At 38.8% G+C, this 14152-nt stretch carries 14 protein-coding genes and 2 tRNA genes; 15 read left to right on the plus strand and 1 reads right to left on the minus strand.

Annotated features, from left to right (window positions below):
* Positions 1 to 140: 140 nt before the first annotated feature.
* From AC4IF5_RS15925 to AC4IF5_RS15955, 7 genes are all read left to right on the plus strand, one after another.
* Positions 141 to 860 (plus strand): DUF434 domain-containing protein, encoded by a 720-nt coding sequence (locus tag AC4IF5_RS15925; protein WP_490736199.1) that lies wholly within the window; start codon positions 141 to 143, stop codon positions 858 to 860.
* The gene (locus AC4IF5_RS15930) at positions 857 to 1507 is read left to right on the plus strand and encodes a hypothetical protein (RefSeq protein WP_490736201.1); all 651 of its coding nucleotides are present in this window, start codon (positions 857 to 859) and stop codon (positions 1505 to 1507) included. Before AC4IF5_RS15925 ends, AC4IF5_RS15930 begins: the two co-directional genes overlap by 4 nt.
* A gap of 6 nt (positions 1508 to 1513) precedes the next feature.
* The gene (locus AC4IF5_RS15935; RefSeq protein WP_490736203.1) at positions 1514 to 1876 is read left to right on the plus strand and encodes a hypothetical protein; all 363 of its coding nucleotides are present in this window, start codon (positions 1514 to 1516) and stop codon (positions 1874 to 1876) included.
* A gap of 9 nt (positions 1877 to 1885) precedes the next feature.
* Positions 1886 to 1957: transfer RNA gene (locus AC4IF5_RS15940), tRNA-Ser, on the plus strand.
* 81 nt (positions 1958 to 2038) lie between these two features.
* Positions 2039 to 2112, plus strand: a tRNA-Asp gene (locus AC4IF5_RS15945).
* Between the two features lie 160 nt (positions 2113 to 2272).
* Positions 2273 to 3316 carry a hypothetical protein gene (locus AC4IF5_RS15950; protein WP_490736204.1) on the plus strand — a complete coding sequence of 348 codons (1044 nt, stop codon included), beginning with the start codon at positions 2273 to 2275 and terminating at the stop codon, positions 3314 to 3316.
* 24 nt (positions 3317 to 3340) lie between these two features.
* Positions 3341 to 4126: a TatD family hydrolase gene (locus tag AC4IF5_RS15955; protein ID WP_490736206.1), complete on the plus strand. Its 786-nt coding sequence runs from the start codon at positions 3341 to 3343 to the stop codon at positions 4124 to 4126.
* A gap of 107 nt (positions 4127 to 4233) precedes the next feature.
* On the opposite strand, the gene deoD is transcribed toward AC4IF5_RS15955, so the two are convergent.
* Positions 4234 to 4944 (minus strand): purine-nucleoside phosphorylase, encoded by a 711-nt coding sequence (gene deoD / locus AC4IF5_RS15960; RefSeq protein WP_490736208.1) that lies wholly within the window; start codon positions 4942 to 4944, stop codon positions 4234 to 4236.
* A gap of 277 nt (positions 4945 to 5221) precedes the next feature.
* Between deoD and AC4IF5_RS15965 the strand changes: the two genes are divergently transcribed.
* The 8 genes from AC4IF5_RS15965 (at position 5222) to AC4IF5_RS16000 (ending at position 14132) form a co-directional block, all read left to right on the plus strand.
* Positions 5222 to 5611 (plus strand): VOC family protein, encoded by a 390-nt coding sequence (locus tag AC4IF5_RS15965; protein WP_490736210.1) that lies wholly within the window; start codon positions 5222 to 5224, stop codon positions 5609 to 5611.
* A 393-nt stretch (positions 5612 to 6004) separates the two neighbouring features.
* Positions 6005 to 6622, plus strand: a complete 618-nt coding sequence (locus AC4IF5_RS15970) for a hypothetical protein (protein WP_490736212.1) — start codon at positions 6005 to 6007, stop codon at positions 6620 to 6622.
* A 1-nt stretch (position 6623) separates the two neighbouring features.
* Entirely contained in the window at positions 6624 to 7205 is a 582-nt protein-coding gene (locus AC4IF5_RS15975; protein ID WP_490736213.1) for a DUF4919 domain-containing protein, read from the plus strand.
* A gap of 12 nt (positions 7206 to 7217) precedes the next feature.
* Positions 7218 to 8351, plus strand: coding sequence for an AAA family ATPase (locus AC4IF5_RS15980; RefSeq protein WP_490736214.1), 1134 nt, complete (start codon positions 7218 to 7220; stop codon positions 8349 to 8351).
* Positions 8324 to 9067, plus strand: a complete 744-nt coding sequence (locus tag AC4IF5_RS15985) for a hypothetical protein (protein WP_490736216.1) — start codon at positions 8324 to 8326, stop codon at positions 9065 to 9067. Before AC4IF5_RS15980 ends, AC4IF5_RS15985 begins: the two co-directional genes overlap by 28 nt.
* Positions 9058 to 11433: a hypothetical protein gene (locus tag AC4IF5_RS15990; protein WP_490736218.1), complete on the plus strand. Its 2376-nt coding sequence runs from the start codon at positions 9058 to 9060 to the stop codon at positions 11431 to 11433. Before AC4IF5_RS15985 ends, AC4IF5_RS15990 begins: the two co-directional genes overlap by 10 nt.
* Entirely contained in the window at positions 11423 to 13120 is a 1698-nt protein-coding gene (locus AC4IF5_RS15995; RefSeq protein ID WP_490736220.1) for an APC family permease, read from the plus strand. Before AC4IF5_RS15990 ends, AC4IF5_RS15995 begins: the two co-directional genes overlap by 11 nt.
* The gene (locus AC4IF5_RS16000) at positions 13110 to 14132 is read left to right on the plus strand and encodes a soluble NSF attachment family protein (RefSeq protein WP_490736222.1); all 1023 of its coding nucleotides are present in this window, start codon (positions 13110 to 13112) and stop codon (positions 14130 to 14132) included. Before AC4IF5_RS15995 ends, AC4IF5_RS16000 begins: the two co-directional genes overlap by 11 nt.
* Positions 14133 to 14152: the final 20 nt, after the last annotated feature.

Below are 14152 nucleotides of genomic sequence, written 5' to 3' on the forward strand. Positions count from 1 at the left end.
TCTGGTTCTTCAGAATTTAATTATTATCTAATTTAATACTAAATCCTTTTGCAAATCTAAAGGCATTCGTGGCAAAACAAAAAAATTAATCTATAGCAAGGTAATAAGCTTTTCGTGCCATAAAAATTCTATTTTTGAGTATGAATAACAGAAACCGTGGAAAAAATACAGGAGATGACACTTTATTTGCGTCCGAAAAGCAGCTTGCTAAGCTGAAGCTGGCCGTTCAGGATATGCAGTATCTGTTGACAAGAGAATATCCGGAGAAAGCAGCATCTGAGCTTGTAGGAAACCGATATCGCTTAAAAACCCGACAGATACAGGCTTTAAGGGGTGCTTCTGCTTCAGAGGAACAGATCCATAGCAGGAAATTAAAACAGTTAGAAGCTTCAGATCTAAAAGAAAAGACCGTTTACCTTGACGGGTTCAATGTGTTGATTCTGTTAGAAAGTTTGCTTTCCGGAGCCTATATTTTTGAAGGAGCAGATGGCTGTTTCCGTGACCTTTCCGGCGTTCACGGTACATATAAAAGAGTGAACCAGACGTTGAGGGCAGTAGAGGCCGTTGCCACATTTTTTAATAAGAACCATATACGGAAATTGGTTTGGATCTTTGACCAGCCGGTTTCCAACAGTGGAAGGATAAAGCAGATTATTCTGGAATTTGCAGCAGAACACAAACTCAACTGGGAAGCGGAACTACAATACAACCCCGATAAGTTTCTGGCAGAAAGCTCAGCAATCATCATTTCGTCCGATGCCTGGATTCTGGATCATTGTAAAGAATGGTTTAATCTCATTGGATATCTGATCAGAGAAGAAAATCTTTCCGCTAACCTGATAAAAATGAGAGAAGAATGAATGGGATTGAACAATATATTCCTCTGATTTCAGATGCATGGAAAGAAAAATATCAGGCGATCTTAGTAGATGAACATATAAGGAATATAGAAAATAACATCCGGAAATTTCAGGAAAATACCCTGGATTGGGATCTTCCGTACTTTAATGAAGAAGTAAAAATAAACAGGCCGGAAAGTTTTGAAAAGTTCATTGCTGTACTGGAAAACCATGATCCTGATGAGGTGAAAGCCGGAATGCTGGAAACTATCCCTTTTGAACATTGGCTGAATATTTTAGGACAAAGACTTACTTCGGCAAGTATTCGTGATGAAAATGCTGTTCCCCCTCTGAAAAGCGTATTGATCAAAGCCTGTGAGGAGCCTTTTAATAATGAAATCAGCATTGCCCAGAGAGCCTGGGAAAAGCACATCGGGAGGATGGATGACCGTTTCTGGGGTGAGATCAAAGGAAACAACCGGCAGAAGCAGGAAAAAGTAATGGCTAAGATCCATAATATCCTGGACCATACAACCTGGTGGAATGTTTTCTTTCATTATAAACATGAGCTGGTCTTTGAAGTGAGGGAAAAAGAGGGACATGGCATCCGCTGGAGCCACGGTGGAACAAAGCTGATCGGATTTCTGGAAAAATTCATCAATGAATAAGCCACTATGAATTTTGGCCAGCTTGTTCTTTATAAAAAGAAAACCTCTTCAGAAGGAATTTTCAGCTATGAAAACAAAACGGTGTTCCATCCGCATACGAACATGACCAAGGCGGCACTCAATATGATGACGCTTACCTCAGCAGGAGAATTTGAAAACGATCAGATCTATATGAGTGCAGTAGACGTAGGATGGATTTCCACAGGAGCCACAGAAAGCCTCAGAAAAAAACAATTTGAGCAGGGATACATCCCGCCGCTGGATTCGGTGGACGGAGCTGCACGAATTCTGCATCCGATTATAGAAGGAATAAAAGGCAATTATTTCAGTGGAGTTTTATTGAAAAATTATAAAGTTCATACCTGGTAAATCCAAACGGAGATAATAGTAATAAATTGGAAAAACGCATTATGCTAAAATGAGTTGCAGGTTCGAATCCTGCTTATCTCCCAAAAATAGAAACGGTAGTTCAATGAAGAACACTGGCCGCCAGGTCGGAAGTTGCGGGTTCAAGTCCTGCACGTTTCACAGGAGTACATAGTTCAAAAGTGAAGAATACGGCCCTGTCACGGCCGAGGTTGCAGGTTCGAGTCCTGCTGTACTCCCTTTTTAAAACAAAAACCATGGAAAATCTAAAATCAATTTTAAATACGGTAATCAAAGAGAAACAAGGATATACCATCTTCCTTTCTATAAAAAGCCGGTTTATTTTTTTAATTTTAAAAGAGTAAATTGATCAACCGTTTCACAAGCTAATCACATTATATGAAATATCTTCTACTTTCTGCATTGTTTCTGTTTTCATGTAAAGAAAAAGGGAACAAAAATATTTCTGAAAAGAAAGATTCTATAGCCACTACAAAAGCTCCGGAAGCTGTTCCGCAGAACAAGCTTGATATTCTTAAAATATTACTGGAGGAAGAAGCAAAAACCGAAAAGCAAGGTACAATAGATGACAAAAATCACAGCGTTTCTTTTTCTAATGATGGCGATTCTTATCAGGTCAGCTTTCAGAAAATAGCATCTGACGATTTCAATAATGATGGAATTCCGGACTATATTGTGGAACGTAACTCAGAAGGGATGCTGGGAGGGAATGCCAACACCAATTCTGAAATCTTATATATAATCATGGGGAAGAACAGTACGATCAGCGAAAAGCATGAAATCTTGATGTATGCTCCTTTCTCCTACAATATTCTGGATGGAATAACCTATGAAGGTGGAAAGCTGAAAGCAGTAGCCGTACAAAACTACCGTACCTATAGTGTACCGGAAGACAGTTTGAAGTCTGCGGGACTGTCTTTTGTCTACAAAGACGGAAATGTATATGAAGAATCTTATCTTACGGGGTGTCTCCTTGCAAAATGGAAAGATAAAAAGATCTTCAATACCGGCTCAGAGCGGAAAAGAAGTATTGATAAGCACAATTATACGGAAACAGTAAAGGAAAAATACAGCTCTGACGGGTTTGAAGCTTCCGCAGAACTTTCAGGATGCGACAATATGAATGTCATTTTTGAAGGAACATATAAAACAGCGGATGTGAGTGTGAAATCTATCGGTGAAAAAAGAAAGCAGTTTTTGGACTTTCTGGTGAAAAATACGAGCCTTCAGAAAGACATGGCAGCCATACAGTCTTATTATCTGGCCCATCAGCCTTCTGATAGATATACCGGTATAGGCAATCTCTCCTTCAATATCTTTACTGATAAAAAGAAAGGGCAGATAGGCTTCAGGCTGGTCATGACCAAAGAAAATAATCCAAAACAAAATGAGAACTGGGATATCGTTACCAGAATAAAATAATAAGGAAAAACAACAAATAGAAAAATGAATACATACATTGATATTGGCATTAATCTGACCAATAAACAGTTCTATAATGGACATGATGAAATAATCAACCGGGCTCTGGACAATGGTGTAGAGCATATGATCCTCACAGGAACAAGCGTGCGGGGAAGTAAAGAATCTGCTGAAATCGCAGAAGGCTATCCCGAAATTTTATTTTCAACAGCAGGAATTCATCCCCATGACGCTAAATCCTTTAATGAGGAAAGTATCGGTGAACTCAGAAAATTATTGAAGCAGGACCACGTCATATCGGTAGGGGAATGCGGACTGGATTTCGATCGTGATTTCTCACCCAGACCTGTTCAGGAAAAATGTTATAAAGCCCAGTTGGAACTGGCAGTGGAGGCCAATAAACCACTGTTTCTTCATGAAAGATCAGCTTTTAAAAAGTTTAATGAGATCACAGATGAATACCTTTCAAAACTGCCTGAAGCTGTAGTACACTGTTTTACCGGGACGCTGCAGGAAGCAAAGACTTATCTGGACAAAGGATTTTATTTGGGATTCACCGGTGCTGTCAGTGATGAAAAAAGGTTTAAACATCTGGAAGATGTGATAAGATATGTTCCGCTCGACAGGATGATGATCGAGACTGATGCCCCTTTCATGCTTCCGAGGAATATGTCCGGAATTCAGAACAGGCGAAATGAACCCTCGTTTTTACCCTATGTCGCCCAAACGATTGCCCATCTGAAGAAGATAAGCATTTCCGAGGTCGCGGACGGGACTACAGAAACTGCCCGAAATTTTTTCAGACTATAAAAAAGAGCTCTACAGATAAAGTAAAGCTCTTTTTTTATAGCAAAACAGTAAAATCGTAAATCAGCTTTCTTAGAAACTTCGCCTTTTCACCCTTTTGCCTTTTCGCCTTATAAACTCTTAATTGCCGACTCCAAAGCCAGTTCCATCATCGGATTCAGGGCTTTTTCTCTTTCATCAGCAGAAATTTTCTCGTGAGTTGGGATAATATCGGTTACTGTAAGAATAGTAGCTGCATTTTTTCCTAAGTGTTGTGCATTCGCAAACAATCCGAATGCTTCCATTTCTACTGCAGGACAGTTGTATTTTATAGCAATAGCAGGTGTTTCAGGATCTTTTCTGTAGAAAATATCGCTGCTGTGGATATTGATGGGCTTAGCATCTAATGATAGCTCTTTAGAAGTTTCATTGATGGTATTGAAGATATTGCCCTGGTGAGAAAGAATTTCATCTTCAATTCCCCAGGCATATTTAGCATAAGTACTTTCGCTGGCTGCCTTTTCAATATTTAAAATATCAAAAAGCTTAAGATCTGTATTATATGCACCACAGGTACCGATTCTGATGATCGTATCTACTTCATATTCTGTAAACAGTTCAAAAGAATAGATCCCGATGCTCGGAAATCCCATTCCACTCGCTCCTACAGTGATTTCTTTACCTTTATAAAGACCTGTATAATAAAAAATTCCTCTGGTTTTGCTTACCAGTCTGGCATTTTCTAAATAATTTTCAGCAATATACTGTGCGCGAAGCGGATCCCCCGGCTGCAATACTACTTTGGCAATTTCACCTTTTTTTGCACTGATGTGAATACTCATAATGTTTTTTTGAATGGGGCAAAGATAATAACTTTTAGATTGTTTTTATCATGATGCGGAGTGAAACGATGATCTGATCCTGGCCTGATATGATATACAAAATGTTATCAATACATGTTTTAAATGGGATGGTATATCAGGTTTTTTTGAAAATTTCATATTCTGCCATCAAAAAAATGGACAGAGTAAATAGAGAACAATAAAAGAGTAATAATGAGCAGGTGTTGTGAAGTCATGTCCATTAATTTTGCAGTATTCAAACCGTTAAAAATAAAAAATGAAAATAGAGCATATTGCCATCTGGGTAAAAGACCTTGAAAGAGCTAAAAGCTTTTATCAAAAATATTTTGGAGCCATTTCCAATCATAAATACCATAATCCTGTCAAAAATTTTGAATCTTATTTTTTAAGTTTTGATAATGGATGCCGGATCGAGATAATGACCAGACCGGATATCAGAGAAAGCGAAAATTCCTACAGTTCTCAACAGTTTGGGATCATTCATCTGGCATTTTCAGCAGGCAGTAAAGAGAAAGTGGATGAGCTTACAGAAACTTTAAGAAAAGGCGGATATACCATTGCCGGAGAGCCACGGATCACAGGAGACGGCTATTATGAAAGCATTATCCTTGATCCGGAAAACAACATTATTGAGATCGTTGCCTGACGTCATTGCGGGGAGTCTGAGGAGACGAGGCAATCTCTCATGACGGGAACCTTTTTTGTTGGAAAAATGTAAAGGCGGAAGAAAATAAAACGCTTACAGATCACACAGACTCCAATTGGTGAAGCTTGCTGAATCTGTGGGAGTTTTACCACTTCAATTTATCGGATATAATAACAAATAAAAAGGATATAAATTCGTTCATTACAGACTCATACAGAAATCTGCGGGATCTGTGGGAAAAAAATATGAGTTTTTTTATCCATTAAACTAACATTAATTAACTTTTACTTTTACAAAAAGATTCAGCATTTATCATCAATCCCTGACTTAAAAATTTTATTCTCAATGAAATAGTTTTATTTTTGTTAGATGATGGAAACCCAATCACCGTTTTTGGACACGATCTTTCTGCTCAGAAAGAATGAATGTATAACCCTTTTCTCAAATTTACAGGAAATTTCCTCAAAAGAAGAATTGGAGGCAGGAGATTATTTTGAGACAGAATTTGAAAAAGAAAGACTTGAATTTTTGTCTGACCAGCTTGTTTGCAATAGAGAAACAGCAGTCTGGGCAGCAAAAGTCCTGTACTATAGTGCCCAACTATATCTGATCCGGGAAAACACAGAAAAAAATATGGATAAGCTGATCCCGGGATTTAAAGGGACCCGTGACGTTTCGTCCGTCTTATCCGTAGATTTATCACTGAGATTTTTACCTCAGATCATTATCGCCCTGAATACGGTGGATCCGGAAGATTCTTTGATTACAATGCTTGAAGAGATTCTGACGGAATTTCATTACTCGGGAATCGGATATGATCTGGACCTGAAAAAAGTAAATTGGGAGGAAGAGCTTAAAGACCCCACGTACCGCAAATTATATCTGGAAAGGATTGTTGAAAAAAAAGACTATAAGCTGGCGGAAATTCCGTTTATCAATAAGCTGCTGATGGCGGAATTTGGGATACATAAAGAAGCATTCTGGAGAGAATTAAAAACAATAACCGAATAACATGGGAACATACGAGAAAGTATTTGAATTTTTAGCTGACCCTACGAGGGAAACCTTCCTGAAATGTAGGGAATTGGTGATCAATGACCCGGAATACGACCCGTATTCAGAAGACACTGGAAATATGCAGGATCTATTGAATAAAGGGAAATTTGAAGAGGTTGCAAAATACGTAAATATCAATGTTTTACTGAGCCCAAGCGCTCATATTTATAAATATTACGCTTATAAGGAGCTGGGTAATGAAAAAGCAAGGAATATTGAAATGATGATCGTTCAGACGATCTTTGAATGTCTTGAAAAAACAGGGGACGGAACCAAAGATTCACCTTATATTGTTACACGAATTTCTGATGAAAGAGATTTGATCAGGCATCATTTTAATAAACAGGATGTATCGCAAAGACTGATTAAGGATGAGGAACAGGTCATGGATGTCATCAGGCTCGATGACGGAACAGAATTATATTTTGATATCAAAACGCTTTATCAGAGATTGGCTTTCTCCTTCAATAAAAGAAATAAGGAAACCGGAAATGGAGAAGAGGAAAGACCCAAAAAGAAAAAATGGTGGAATTTTTAATTTTTTAAATCAATGACTCAGAATATCAATAAGCTCAATACAGTCCTTACTTATGTAAAAGATACTTTTGTAGGTAAAAATGATGTGGTGGATCTACTCGGAATCTGCCTTCTGGCAAGAGAAAATGCCTTTTTATACGGTCCTCCGGGGACTGCCAAATCAGCTATTGTAAGAACCTTGGCAAAAACGGTGAAAGACGGGAAAAACTTTGAATACCTGTTAACCCGTTTTACAGAACCGAATGAGATTTTCGGTCCCTTTGACATCCGGAAATTAAAAGAAGGCGAACTTCTTACCAATACGGAAGGAATGATGCCCGAAGCTTCCATGGTGTTTCTGGATGAGATTTTCAATGCCAATTCTGCCATTCTGAACTCGCTTCTGATGGCGCTCAATGAAAAAATATTCAAAAGAGGAAAAGAAACAAAACACCTTCCTGCCCTGATGTTTGTAGGAGCAAGTAACGTCCTTCCGGAAGATGAAGCACTGAATGCTTTATTTGACCGTTTTCTGGTAAGGATCAATGTAGACTACGTCAATCCTGAATTATTACATCAGGTACTTCTGGCTGGAAGGAAACTGGAAAATGAAGAAGAAACGGAAGTGCCGGAAATTCATGCTGATGAGATCAGGGAACTCCAGAACCTGTGCAGAACGGTAGACCTTAAGCCGATCTATGATGTATATCTGAATACCATTATGAGCTTACGGAATACGGGAATTGCAATTTCCGACCGTAGGGCGGTGAAGCTTCAGAATCTGATCGCTGCCAGCGCTTTGATCTGTGGAAGAAATGAAGCGGTACTTTCTGATCTCTGGGTACTGAAACATATCTGGGATACGGAAGAGCAGATTGAAATTCTGGAAGGCATTATCAACAGAACGATAGAGAAAGATGATCATCCGAAATCACATCCGCAGGCCATGCAGAATAAAACGCCCAATCCGGAAGATATCATGAAAGATGTGAAGATCCTTGTGGATAAATGGAACGGGGGGATGCTGAGCTTTGAAGAACAGAATGTAATTAAAGATAAACTGAGATACCTGCAGACCCGTTGTGACTGGATCAGAAATCCTGAACAAAAGCAGTATATCCAGCAAGAAATTGAAAGCTTATGGCAGAAAATCCTTCAAAGCATATAAAAGAATTCTGGGCGGAGCTTCCCCATGCTGATGAGGACTTTCTGGGCTCTATCAGAGACTGGAAAAATGTTCTGATTGCAGTGGATGATGAAACCCTATGGCTGAAAGGCTTTACTGATGAGCAGGCTGTATCTTCGGAAATACATCAGCTTCCTGATTTTGTGCTATATGAGCTGCGTGATGGGCTTTTATTCAGAAAAGATGCTTTGGTTCCAAGCAAAAAGATGAGAACAGCATTGCTCTGGACACCGATCCATAAGGCTTTGAGACTGACGTTACCGGGGGCTAACAACAATTATTTCGGGATCAGTGAGAAAGTTCGGGTAAAGCTCAAAGAAAGTGATAATGAGCAGCCGGTAATGGCTTTACTGTGTAAAATATCGGATGTCAGAGAAAGTATGGCTGCAATACCGAAATTTAAACTTGAAAAAATACAATGGACGGTGATAGGAGATAAGGCTTTGTTCTTAGGAACCCCATTATTGAGCCTGCCAGGGAAAACATACTGGACTAAAGACGGACATTTACTGCCTGCCGGATCGGATTTTGAGTTTAAAAACCTGAGTGAACTCTTACAGCATAAATATAATAAAGAATCAGACGGATGGCTTTTATGGGATGAAAACGGGAATTATCTTTCAATAAAAAGTTCAGATTTCCGGCAGCTTTCCATAAGCTCATTCCGTCTTACTGAAAAATCAAAAGAATGGAATTAAAGGCTTATTTCCAGTCCTATGAAAACTATTTCTGGGAATGGAAAACCGATGAAGATGTTCCCGGTGATGCCGGATATAATGACCATAATCTCCTCTCAGTACCCGGAGTGGGAGCGATTGCCTATAGACCTTATGTGATGGAGATCCTTAAAGAGCTTCAGCCACAGGGATGGCCCGTTTTTGGGGCTTTGCTCATGGTTTTGTATGCTATGCAGGATGATTATATAGATTTTGCGGGGCCTTTAAGACAAACTGCTGATTTTTACAGGGAAGAAAATATTGATTTTGATACAGATGGAGCCATTGAGTTCCTTGAAAAAATAAAGCAGCTTCCTAAAGCTTATAAATATGGACAAAATAGAATCATACTTTTACAGACAATTTTCAGTAATAATTCAAGAGTCGTTCCGGCTCATGCAGAAGCGGCTTTAAACAGATACTATAAAAGACCTTATGAAATAGCCGTAAGTGCAGAAAAAAAACAGGCTACTGCATCTGTCTTATACCGGGATTTAAAGATCCTGAATAAGAATGATAAATTTCCTACAGTACAGTCTATCATTGATGCTATGAAAGGTTTTGTTAAAGAGCCGGAATTGGATGATGAAGTGATAGAGGAAGAAATAACGGCAGATACGGATAGCGATTTTATCCGGGAACTGATCGAGGATCCCAAAACATTTCAGGTAGGAAGCCTCATTAAAAGGATCTGGAGCGGACTTAGGATTCCGATGCGTCATCTCTCTCCCGGGGAACAGCCTATCGGAGGAATTTCGGATATGACCAACAAAGGTGACTTTAACAGATTGCTTCTTTCGGAGTTTGCCAATGAAGATGAGGTGTTTATAAACCGTGTAGCCAATAATGAAGCCCTTTACATTCAAAGGGAAATACCGCCGGAAGAAAACATTTTTGAAAGAATTATCCTGATCGATACTTCCCTTAGAAACTGGGGAACACCGAAAGTATTGGCCTTTGCATCTGCTATTGCTGTTATCAAGCACCCGAAAGCTCATTCGGAATGTAAAGTTTTTGCCTTAGGACAGACCGCTGTTCCCGTCTCTCTCAATAAAGTGGAAGAAGTTGTTGAAAACCTTAACCAGGTAAGTCCGGTTCTGGACGTTTCAAAGGCTCTGGAAAAGTTTTTTGATGAAGAACATACAGAAAAAGATATTGAAGTTTTTTTCATTACTCATGAGGAAAATATGGCTGATGAAAAAGTTCAGAAGGTTGTCCATCAGAACAGAGACAGGCTTAAATTTTTGGTAACCACTACTTCAGATGGGAAAATTAATTTTTATAAACATCATAAAGGAACAAGAAAACATATTCAGAGAATAAAACTGCCGCTTCAGGAATTATGGGCCAATCCGCCAAGGCAAAAACAAACGGTCAACAATTTCAGCGGAAAGAAAACAGACCTTCCACAGAACTATCCGATCTTATTTCCGGCACCCGTTAACAAAATCGCCCAGTTTTTGTATGAAGGAGAATTTTTTATCCTGAGCTCAAAAAAAGAATTGCTGAGAACATACCTTTCCGATAATTATTATGACAGGCATTCCTATGACTATTATAAAACCTATCACGGTTGTGAGGTTTTATTTGATAACATTTCCATAAAGCCCAAAGGCCAGTTTGCTCTGGCAAAAAATAAGCAGCAGCATTTTATACTGTGCCAGTATCAGCCGGATAAAAAACTCATATCCAAGCTTAACCTCAATACAAAAGAATATTCTGAGCAGAATCTTACAGGAATGGATATTCCTTATTCCTATGAGCTGGTCTATTTTGGTAAAAGCTTTTATCTGTATCAGCCTGAAAACCCCACCCGCTACAAAATAAATATTGATGGAAATATTTTTCTGGAGCCTATTACCGGAAATGATAAGGAGATTGAAAGAAATAATGCGAAAGTAGCGGCAGAAGTCGCCAAACTGAATGGGAATGGACTCAGAATTATCAATAACTTCAACCGGGTTGGAATCAATAAGTATGAGAATCTTGTCATTTCCGGAAATGAGTTGTACAGTGCTGCTGAGAATATATTAGATTTCTCTAAAAATAAATTTGAAATTAAAATTTTTGCCGAGCAGCATAAAAATAAATTTACCTTTCCGGACGGAAGCGAAATGATTGCAGATTCCCGGGGAATGCTGACTTTCAGAAGCAGTAATAAAAGCATTGAGGAATTCTTCATCCCTTCTACAGCTAATGGATTTTTGTCTCTGGCCACTTATACCGAATTTGGCGGATCAGAATACTATCTTCCGGAACATGCCCTGCTGAAGGTAAAAACAATGGATGATATGTGTGATCGGTTTTTAAAAGCGTTTATAGAACAGATCTTGAATTATGGAGCTTAGAATTAAACCTTTTCCGAAAAATAATTATCCCAGAAGAGGACTTTTGATTAAAGGTTCCTCCCCCTTGGTATGGCTTCAGGAAATGGAAACTCTTGGAATACATTTAAGCGAAGTCAGGTCTTACGCTATCCCGGCAGACACTCCGAATATGCTGTATGGGTGCTTCCTTGTTTTTAACGATCATGCTCCGCAGGAAATTGGCAGAAACGCTTACTTCCAGTGTGTAGATGCTAAACTTTTTATTCCTGAAAATACAACGTTTTATCCCAGGGTCAATCCGGAAGACTGGCAACAGCTTGATTCCCGTTTTCTGATCATGCACCCTGAATTTGGACTGGTAAAATTGTCTGAAGAAATAGACTGGATCTCATTAATTCAGGATCCGGGAATGATAGATGAAAATATCAGAAAACCGCTGAATGGCGTTAGCATTCCTAAGAAAATAGAGAGCTACACCGTTGAGATGGATGATGAAAAGATTCTTCAGACATTACAGCCACCTCAGACTGAAGAAGAATGGATGAACAGTCTGCCGTTTGACCTGAAGAAGGTGATGGCAGGAAACAAAAAAGAAATTGAGAAATACCTGAAATATATTGAGAAATACCCTGACAGAGCAATAGAATTGGGAGTTCCTTTAGATATTATGGGAACATCCAGGGGTGATGGTTTCGGGAAATTTACCTGGCTTGAAGGATTATTCGGGAGAAACTCTGGAAATAAGTCTGAATCCGCAGGCAGCAGGAATACCCGAAGACTGTTCTGGGCGGTTATTGTTATCGCTATTATCTTAAGAATTATATTACCATCGGAAAAAGGAGAGTCTGAGCAGAAAGAAACCGGTCCGTCTTCAGGAAATATTGTGACGGATGCTGTAAAAGCACCATCGGATATGATCGCTTTTCAGTCCGGTATCTCTGAAATTGATCAGAAGATCGATTCTATGTATCAAAAGGAAAGAAAAGGACTTTCCAATGAGCTTCTCAATGCAGGAATGATGGAAGGCAGGACGGAAAAGGCAAAAGATGAATATAAAAAGAAAGGAGGCCGGGAAGTAAGAGAAATAGGACAGGATATTCAGAAGCTTAATAAAAAGGAGCATCAGAGCAGGGATTCTCTCAAAATAATTTACAGTAAAAAGATCAGAAAACATATTGAGGAAAGAACAGAAAAGCTGAAGCGCAAACTTTCGGATTCTCTGAAACAATATACCAAAGGGGGGCCTGTAAACGGAGATGTTGTAAAATATCTGTTGAAGAAAAGGCAGGCCTTAATAGCAGATTCTCTGGGAAGACTTTACGGAACTATTGATACTGTAGATCCTTCTTCGGCATCAATGAAAAAATCCAGAGTACAGGGTATAGATTCCGGAGCTGCCCAGATGAAAAAAGATACTCCCGTTTCCGAAACTTTATATATGGTTATCTTTATGATGGCTATGGTTGGGCTTTATTCCTTTTTCTTTAAAAATAAATCTGTTAACCTCGGAGGCGATAATGTTCCGGGATGGGTAAAACTGCTTTTGATCACCATCCTTGTAGCCATGCTCATCTATCTTTTTTATCCGTTGATAAAGATGTTCGGGTACAACTGGTTTGTATGGGGGCTTGTTATCTGTGTGATGTTGCTTCTGTACCGCCTGTTCAGAGAAGATAAAACCATTTTAAATTCCGAAGATGATGAATAAACAGAAATTTATAGATAAGTTCATGGCCGCATTTGTACTGTTGGCTATGTTTAAGATCGTCGGGATCGTCGCTCAGCTGTTCCATGAAAGTTTCTGGAGTGTCATCGGAACCCTGGTTATTTTTTTAATTGTAGCCTTTATTATCCTTCTTGTCATTACTTCTTTAAAAGATAAAGAACGAAACGAGAGAAGTCAGGGTAAAAGAGGTGCCGGTAGCAGCAGTTTCTATCTGGAAAACTCCCTTTTCGACAGGATCCGTAGCAAATACGAAGAGCTCGCCGAGAGATATATTGCAGAAAAAGACTATAAAAAAGCAGCCAGGGTTTATATGAATCTTCTTCAGGATCATTACCGGGGTGCAAAGACATTGGAAAATGGAGGATTTTATAATGAGGCGGCTGTAGTATATCTTAAAAAATTGAAAAACAAATCTGATGCGGCAGCCTGTTATGAAAAAGCCAAACAATACAAAAAAGCAATTGACCTTTATAAGGATATGGAGCAGAAAGAAAAAGTAGGAGATCTTTATAAAGAGATCAATGACCTTAAAAATGCTCATCATTATTATCAGATGGTAGCGGATGACTATGTAACCAATAATCAGATGGTAAAAGCCTCTTTAGTGTATCGCAAAAAAATGGAAAAAACGGAAGAAGCCCAGAAAATATTATTGAAAGGATGGGAGGAAAATAAAGATGCATTCAACTGTCTGAATAATTATTTTACCAATATTTCTGATGTTAAAACACGGCAAACAGAAATACAGGAGCTGTATGGAAAAACACCGGATCATAAAAAGATCATCTATCTGGAGGCCATGAAATATGAATTTAAAAAAGATCAGAAACTGCAAGGCACCATCCGAAATATTGCTTATGAAATCATCGCTGAAAAGGTCGGCACCCGTTCAGAGATCGTGAACGAGCTGAAACATTTTAATCCTGATGATGAGGTGATCCTGAAAGATATCTCCAGGTTTAAGACAAGCAGGAACAAGATGTTCAGGAGTTGAAATAATCAAAATTTAAAATT

This window comes from Chryseobacterium sp. UF-290, assembly GCF_058245615.1.

Bases quoted from the DNA above. Each gene is read 5' to 3' on its own strand.
- AC4IF5_RS16000 (WP_490736222.1), top strand. From the start codon at position 13,110: ATGATGAATAAACAGAAATTTATAGATAAGTTCATGGCCGCATTTGTA.
- AC4IF5_RS15965 (WP_490736210.1), top strand. From the start codon at position 5,222: ATGAAAATAGAGCATATTGCCATCTGGGTAAAAGACCTTGAAAGAGCT.
- AC4IF5_RS15955 (WP_490736206.1), top strand. From the start codon at position 3,341: ATGAATACATACATTGATATTGGCATTAATCTGACCAATAAACAGTTC.
- AC4IF5_RS15935 (WP_490736203.1), top strand. From the start codon at position 1,514: ATGAATTTTGGCCAGCTTGTTCTTTATAAAAAGAAAACCTCTTCAGAA.
- AC4IF5_RS15980 (WP_490736214.1), top strand. From the start codon at position 7,218: ATGACTCAGAATATCAATAAGCTCAATACAGTCCTTACTTATGTAAAA.
- AC4IF5_RS15925 (WP_490736199.1), top strand. From the start codon at position 141: ATGAATAACAGAAACCGTGGAAAAAATACAGGAGATGACACTTTATTT.
- AC4IF5_RS15990 (WP_490736218.1), top strand. From the start codon at position 9,058: ATGGAATTAAAGGCTTATTTCCAGTCCTATGAAAACTATTTCTGGGAA.
- AC4IF5_RS15950 (WP_490736204.1), top strand. From the start codon at position 2,273: ATGAAATATCTTCTACTTTCTGCATTGTTTCTGTTTTCATGTAAAGAA.
- AC4IF5_RS15995 (WP_490736220.1), top strand. From the start codon at position 11,423: ATGGAGCTTAGAATTAAACCTTTTCCGAAAAATAATTATCCCAGAAGA.
- AC4IF5_RS15930 (WP_490736201.1), top strand. From the start codon at position 857: ATGAATGGGATTGAACAATATATTCCTCTGATTTCAGATGCATGGAAA.
- AC4IF5_RS15975 (WP_490736213.1), top strand. From the start codon at position 6,624: ATGGGAACATACGAGAAAGTATTTGAATTTTTAGCTGACCCTACGAGG.
- deoD (WP_490736208.1), bottom strand. From the start codon at position 4,944: ATGAGTATTCACATCAGTGCAAAAAAAGGTGAAATTGCCAAAGTAGTA.
- AC4IF5_RS15985 (WP_490736216.1), top strand. From the start codon at position 8,324: ATGGCAGAAAATCCTTCAAAGCATATAAAAGAATTCTGGGCGGAGCTT.